Origin of the sequence: Streptomyces palmae, assembly GCF_004684805.1 — a bacterium.
Lineage (GTDB): Bacteria > Actinomycetota > Actinomycetes > Streptomycetales > Streptomycetaceae > Streptomyces > Streptomyces palmae.
Window position 1 is genome coordinate 1 of sequence record NZ_SRID01000385.1, and the last position, 6,453, is coordinate 6,453.

The following is a 6,453-nucleotide window of genomic DNA, read 5'->3' on the forward strand; positions in this document are numbered from 1 at the left end:
CTCCCCTGGGACGGCGCGAACGGCAACCCGGTGGCGGCCCCCACGCTCTCCCGCCACCACCCGGCGACCCGTTCGGCCCCGGGCCCCACCTCCAACCCGGTCTCCCGATCGAGCACACACCCGGCACCGCCCCCACCCGACGACACGTGCCGGATACGCAGGGGCGCGGGGATCAGACCTGTGTCCGTCGTCATGGGGTCATGCCTGCCCACTCGGCACACCCCGTACGGCCACGGAAGCGGGAGGGGGCTCGGCGGCGGGCCCGTTGTGGGCCTGGTCGGGCGGTGTCGGCGTCTCACGGCGGCATGCGCGGCTCACCCCGCGCGTCACCGTTTGACTTGGAGAGCACTCCAACTCCTACGGTCTCCGCCATGAGCGACGACCAGAGCATCCAGCAGACCCCCACCGCCCCCGCCGAGACCCGGCAGGACCGTTTCGACCGCGGCCTGAAGGTGCTGCACGCGGTGGACGGAGAGGCCGGGCAGCGCGTGGTGGACGCGCTCGCGGACATCTCGCCCGAGCTCGGGCACCAGGTCGTGGCCTGGGCGTTCGGCGACATCTACGACCGGCCCGGACTCGCCCCGCGCGACCGGCAGCTGGTGACCCTGGGCATGCTCACCGCGCTCGGCGGCTGCGAGGCGCAGCTGGAGGTGCATGTGAACGCCGCCCTGAACGTGGGTCTTTCGCCGGAGCAGATCGTGGAGGCCCTGCTGCACTCGGCGGTCTACTGCGGCATGCCCAGGGCACTGAACGCCACCTTCACCGCCAAGAAGGTGTTCGCCGAGCGCGGCCTGCTCCCGGTGGGCCAGGAGGCCTAGCGGGGGCGGTGCGGGGGCGCGGGGCGCGTGCCTCGCGATCCTCCGGGGCCCGGGCAGCCCGCCCACGCCTCAAGCGGCGCGGCGGCCGCGCACTTACTTCGGAGGGAATGGCTCCTGGATCGCGGCTGCCGAAGACTGGATCCCGTTGGAAGACGATCACCGCACACCCCGAGGGGAAGCCATGTTCTTCGAGACGTTCGACGGCACTCGCCTGGCATACGAGGACTACGGGCAGGGCGAGCCGATCGTGTTCGTGCCCAGTTGGGCGCTGAACAGCGACATGTGGGAGTACCAGATCCCCTTCTTCACCGAGCGGGGATACCGGTGCATCACCCTGGACCGCCGCGGCCACGGCCGTTCGGAACGGCCCTCGACCGGTTACGACCTGGACAGCTCGGCCGATGACATCGCGGCCCTGCTGAACCACCTGGACCTGCGGAACGTGACCCTGGTGGGGCATTCGACCGGCGGCGCGGAGGCGGCCCGCTACCTGGCCCGGCACGGGGAGGAGCGGATCGCGCGGGTGGCGTTCGTCTCCGCCGTGCTGCCCTTCCTGAAGCTCACCGAGGACAACCCGGAGGGGCTGCCGGAGGCGGTGCTGGAGGCCAACCTCCAGCAGTTCCGCACCGACCGGCCGCTGTGGTTCGGCCGCCAGGCGCAGGTCTGGTACGCCACCCACCTGGGCCACGACGTCTCGCCTTCGCTGATCGACTGGACGCTGCGCCAGTGCATGTCGGCCTCGCCGTGGGCGACCCAGCGGCTGTTCGAGGCGACGTTCCACTTCGACCACCGGGCCTCGCTGCGGGACATCCGCATACCGACCCTGGTGGTGCACGGGGCCGTCGACGCCTCGGCGCCGATCGATGTGACCGGTCGCCGTACCGTACGGCTGGTGCCGGGGGCCACACTGAAGGAGTACCCGACCGCGGGCCACGGCCTGTTCGTGACCCATCGGGACGAACTCAACGCGGATCTGCTGGAGTTCGTCAAGGCGTGAGGTCCGGGCCGACCTCGGAGCAGGGCCCGGATTCACCGTGGAGGCCGAGGACTCTTCCGTGGGACTGGGGCAGGGACAGGGCGCCGCGAAGCTCCGGGCGTCGCGGAGGTCGCCGCGCCGGCGGACATCGCGGCCTTCGCCGAAACAGGGGCGTAACGCACGTTGGCTACGGTCGCCGCATGAGCGACACATTGCCCGGAACGGCGACGAAGATACAGGTCAGGCCAGGTGTGGAGGGCGATCTGGCGGAGCTGACCCGGATCTACAACCACTACGTCACCGAGACCACGATCACCTTCGACATCGAGCCGTTCACCATCGAGCAGCGCCGCTCCTGGCTGATGTCCCACCCGGACCACGGCCGGCACCGGCTGCTGGTGGCCGAGGAGGACGGGAAGATCCTTGGCTACGCGACCAGCAGCCCGTTCCGCCCGAAGCAGGCGTACGACACCTCCGTGGAGACCAGCATCTACCTGGCGCCCGAGTACGCGGGCCGGGGTGTCGGCAGCCTGCTGTACCGCGCGCTCTTCGCGGTGCTGGAGGGGGAGGACGTCCACCAGGCGATCGCCGGGATCACCCTGCCCAACGAGGCCTCGCAGCGGCTCCACCTGCGCTTCGGCTTCCAGCCGTCCGGTGTGCTGGAGGAGGTCGGGCGGAAGTTCGGGAAGTTCTGGGACGTCGCCTGGTTCCGCAAGCCGCTGTCGCCCGGGACCGCACCGGGCGCCGAGCCGGCGGCGGGCTGACGGCCACAGGGGCCGCGGTCCGGGGCGCGCGGATGTCCTGGCCACGCCCCGGGCGCACCGGTCAGCAGACCCGTTGGGCCACCAGGTGATCGGCCAGCAACTCCTCGCCCGGGTAGACGGGTTGCGGATACGGCACCGCCTCCACCACCGCGCCCGCGGCGGCCAACCGCTCCACCACCCGGCCCCAGTCCGGCCAGGCGTCCTGGAGGCGCCGCAGGATGTGGTCGCTGGCGACCAGCACCACCTCGCACCCCGGGTCGTCGGCCCACTCCAGCACCCCCGCCAGGGAGGGCTGGGTCACCGAGAAGACACTGCTGCCGACCGGCTGGTAGCCGCGCTCCTCGGCCAGCCGAGCACAGCTCTCCAGCTGGGCGTCCCAGTCCTTCTCGAACTGGCAGTAGGCCGTGATCCGGTCGTCGGACTCGTCGACCTCGCGGGCTCCGAACACCAGGTAGGCCGCCCGCTTGGCCGGGGCGTCCGCACACGCGGCACCCCCTGCATCCCCGCTCATGGACCGACCCTACCGGCGGAAACACCGGACGGTACGTAACGGACCGTATGCGTTCGGGTGACGAGTCGGGGTGCGGCGGGCGCCGTTCCACGTCGGCGCCCGGGCGGCGTGGCCCGCTCCCACACGGGGCCGGACCCGTACGGGCGCCCGGCCCCTACGCCGGGCGAGGGCCACCGCCCGACCGTACGGACCGTCCGGCCGTCGCCCCCGCGCATGACACGGCGCGCCCGGTCCGTCCCCCTGCGGGGTGAAGGACCGGGCGCGCCGTGCGGGCTCCGATACGGGCGGGGAGCGGGATGTCCGCCGGGGTCAGCCGTACGGCCGTCGCGTCAGCCGCCTGCCGTACGCCGTGGTCGGACGCGTGTCCGCGCTGTCCAGCCGGGGCTACTTCTTGCCGCCCTTGCCGCCCTTGCCGCCCTTGTCGTCTCCGGCGGGGCTCATGCCCTCGTAGATCTCCTTGCACATCGGGCAGACCGGGTACTTCTTGGGGTCCCGGCCCGGCACCCAGACCTTGCCGCACAGGGCGACGACCGGGGATCCGGAGAGCGCGCTCTCCATGATCTTGTCCTTCTGGACGTAATGGGCGAAGCGCTCGTGGTCTCCGTCACCGTGCGACACCTGAGGTGTCGGCTCAACGAGGGTCCCCGTACCTGCCCCGCGCTCGGGCTCAAGAGTGCTCATACGGACCAAGGGTACTCAGGCCCGGGAGGTGCGGAGGCTCGGACACCTCGGCCGCCCGGCGGGCACGTGCCATGGTCAGCTGCCCGGCCGCACCCCGCCGGACCGGCCGCCAGGACCCGGCCGTCAGCCGGTCGCACCGGACTCCGCACCTGGCCACTCCCGCCAGGCCGAACACCGGGATCCCCGCCACCGCCCCGCCGCGACACGCCCCCGGAACCGGCTCCTACGCGGCCCCGGCACGCCTCCCGTACACGGTCCGCCCACCGGACGGCGGATCAGTTCAGCGACGGGTCGTCCGGATAGGTGGCCACCATCGCCAGCTCGCTGCGCTGCCGGCGCAGTACGGCCCGCCACAGCCGCTCCGGGGCCGGCGAGGACACGTCCCCGGGCTCCGACTCGACCACGTACCAGGCACCGTCGGCCAGCTCCTCCTCCAGCTGCCCGGGGCCCCACCCGGCGTACCCGGCGAAGATCCGCAGGCTGCCCAGGGCCGCGGCCAGCAGCTCCGGAGGTGCCTCCAGGTCCACCAGCCCGATGGCGCCGTGCACCCGCCGCCAGCCGATCGGATCCGTCCGGGCGGGGCGCGGCCCGGCGCCCTGGGCGGCCCCGTCCTCGGCGGTGGACACCGCGGCACCGTCCGCCAGCCGCGGCCACTCGGCCTCGCCGGGCACCACGGCCACGCCCAGCGCGGAGTCCATGGACACCGGCCCGCCCTGGAACACGACGCCCGGCTCCCCGGCCAGCCCGGCCCAGGACTCCAGGATGTCGCCGACCACCACCGGGGTGGGGCGGTTGAGGACCACGCCGAGCGAGCCCTCCTCGTCGTGGTCGAGGAGCAGCACCACGGCACGGTCGAAGTTCGGGTCCGCCAGCGCGGGGGTCGCGACGAGCAGCCGTCCTGTGAGCGAGGACACCTCGGTCATGGCCACATGATCCCGCATATCCGGTCCGGACGGGGAGTGGAAGCGGTCACCTGCCCGAGAGCAGGGTGGGGCGTACGACAGCAGCGGCGGCGCACATCACCGTGCGCACCCGCACACACACGCAGAGTCCCGGGACCGTCCATGGCGTACACGGGGCGGCCCTCGGGCCTGCCGGAGGGGGTCCGAGGGGCCATTACCCTTTTCACTGCCCCTGCCCATCCCAGAAACGCGAGACCAGATGACTGGCATCGATGACGTACTCATCGTCCACGGCGGCACCCCGCTCGAGGGCGAGATCCGGGTCCGCGGCGCGAAGAACCTCGTGCCCAAGGCCATGGTCGCCGCGCTGCTCGGCAGTGAGCCGAGCAGACTGCGCAATGTGCCCGACATCCGCGACGTCCGGGTGGTGCGGGGCCTGCTGCAGCTGCACGGCGTGACGGTACGCCCCGGTGACGAGCCCGGTGAGCTGGTGCTGGACCCGACGCGCGTAGAAAGCGCCAATGTCGCCGACATCGACGCGCACGCCGGTTCCTCGCGGATCCCGATCCTCTTCTGCGGCCCGCTGCTGCACCGTCTCGGCCACGCCTTCATCCCCGGTCTGGGCGGCTGCGACATCGGCGGCCGGCCCATCGACTTCCACTTCGACGTGCTGCGGAAGTTCGGCGCGACCATCGAGAAGCGGGCCGACGGCCAGTATCTGGAGGCCCCGCAGCGGCTGCGCGGCTGCAAGATCCAGCTGCCGTACCCCTCGGTCGGCTCCACCGAGCAGGTGCTGCTGACCGCGGTGCTCGCCGAGGGTGTGACGGAACTCTCCAACGCGGCCGTGGAGCCGGAGATCGAGGACCTCATCTGCGTGCTGCAGAAGATGGGCGCGATCATCTCCATGGACACCGACCGGACCATCCGGATCACCGGTGTCGACAAGCTCGGCGGCTACAACCACCGCGCCCTGCCGGACCGCCTGGAGGCGGCCTCCTGGGCGAGCGCGGCCCTGGCCACCGAGGGCAGCGTCTACGTGCGGGGCGCCAGCCAGCGCGAGATGATGACCTTCCTCAACACCTACCGCAAGGTGGGCGGCGCCTTCGACATCGACGACGAGGGCATCCGCTTCTACCACCCCGGCGGCCCGCTGAACGCGATCGCCCTGGAGACCGACGTCCACCCCGGCTTCCAGACCGACTGGCAGCAGCCGCTGGTGGTCGCCCTGACCCAGGCGTCCGGGCTGTCGATCGTGCACGAGACGGTGTACGAGTCGCGGCTGGGCTTCACCTCCGCGCTCAACCAGATGGGCGCGCACATCCAGCTCTACCGCGAGTGCCTGGGCGGCTCCGCGTGCCGCTTCGGCCAGCGGAACTTCCTGCACTCGGCGGTCGTCTCCGGCCCCACCCGGCTGCAGGGCGCCGACCTGGTCATCCCCGACCTGCGCGGCGGCTTCTCCTACCTGATCGCGGCCCTCGCCGCCCAGGGCACCTCCCGGGTGCATGGCATCGACCTGATCAACCGCGGCTACGAGAACTTCATGGCCAAGCTGGTCGAGCTCGGCGCGAAGGTGGAACTCCCCGGCACTGCGTGACCGCCTCCCGGCGGGGGCCCGGGGATCATCCCTGGGCTCCTGCGGGACGGCCGAGCCGGTCGAGCTCGGCGCGAAGGTGGAATGCATGCCCCCTGACCGCCTCCCGGTCCGGGTTCGCGGCGGCACCCCCGACCCGCACGGCATGACCGAGCCGGTCGATCTCGACCCTGGCCGCGCGACCCCACCCGCCCGTGACCGCCTCCCGGC

Annotated in this window: 7 protein-coding genes and 1 pseudogene; 4 read left to right on the forward strand and 4 right to left on the reverse strand. The window is 72.2% G+C overall.

Annotated elements, in window-relative coordinates; translation table 11 throughout:
- Positions 1–194 (reverse strand): annotated as a pseudogene (locus E4099_RS33760) (beta-N-acetylhexosaminidase); the annotation flags it as partial.
- A 177-nt stretch (positions 195–371) separates the two neighbouring features.
- On the opposite strand from E4099_RS33760, the gene E4099_RS27285 reads away from it, so the two are divergent.
- The 3 genes from E4099_RS27285 (at position 372) to E4099_RS27295 (ending at position 2,558) form a co-directional block, all read left to right on the forward strand.
- Entirely contained in the window at positions 372–818 is a 447-nt protein-coding gene (locus E4099_RS27285) for a carboxymuconolactone decarboxylase family protein (protein WP_135341790.1), read from the forward strand.
- Between the two features lie 181 nt (positions 819–999).
- Complete coding sequence (locus tag E4099_RS27290; RefSeq protein WP_135341791.1) at positions 1,000–1,815, forward strand: alpha/beta fold hydrolase; 816 nt, start codon at positions 1,000–1,002, stop codon at positions 1,813–1,815.
- Between the two features lie 179 nt (positions 1,816–1,994).
- The gene (locus tag E4099_RS27295) at positions 1,995–2,558 is read left to right on the forward strand and encodes a GNAT family N-acetyltransferase (RefSeq protein ID WP_135341792.1); all 564 of its coding nucleotides are present in this window, start codon (positions 1,995–1,997) and stop codon (positions 2,556–2,558) included.
- Between the two features lie 61 nt (positions 2,559–2,619).
- Here E4099_RS27295 and E4099_RS27300 read toward each other — a convergent pair whose 3' ends face one another.
- From E4099_RS27300 to E4099_RS27310, 3 genes are all read right to left on the reverse strand, one after another.
- Complete coding sequence (locus tag E4099_RS27300; RefSeq protein ID WP_135341793.1) at positions 2,620–3,069, reverse strand: hypothetical protein; 450 nt, start codon at positions 3,067–3,069, stop codon at positions 2,620–2,622.
- Positions 3,070–3,453: 384 nt separating this feature from the next.
- On the reverse strand, positions 3,454–3,750 hold the full coding sequence (locus tag E4099_RS27305) for a DUF3039 domain-containing protein (RefSeq protein WP_135341794.1): 297 nt from the start codon (positions 3,748–3,750) through the stop codon (positions 3,454–3,456).
- Between the two features lie 275 nt (positions 3,751–4,025).
- Positions 4,026–4,673, reverse strand: a complete 648-nt coding sequence (locus tag E4099_RS27310) for a YqgE/AlgH family protein (RefSeq protein WP_135341795.1) — start codon at positions 4,671–4,673, stop codon at positions 4,026–4,028.
- Positions 4,674–4,911: 238 nt separating this feature from the next.
- On the opposite strand from E4099_RS27310, the gene murA reads away from it, so the two are divergent.
- The gene (gene murA / locus E4099_RS27315) at positions 4,912–6,246 is read left to right on the forward strand and encodes a UDP-N-acetylglucosamine 1-carboxyvinyltransferase (protein ID WP_135341796.1); all 1,335 of its coding nucleotides are present in this window, start codon (positions 4,912–4,914) and stop codon (positions 6,244–6,246) included.
- Positions 6,247–6,453: the final 207 nt, after the last annotated feature.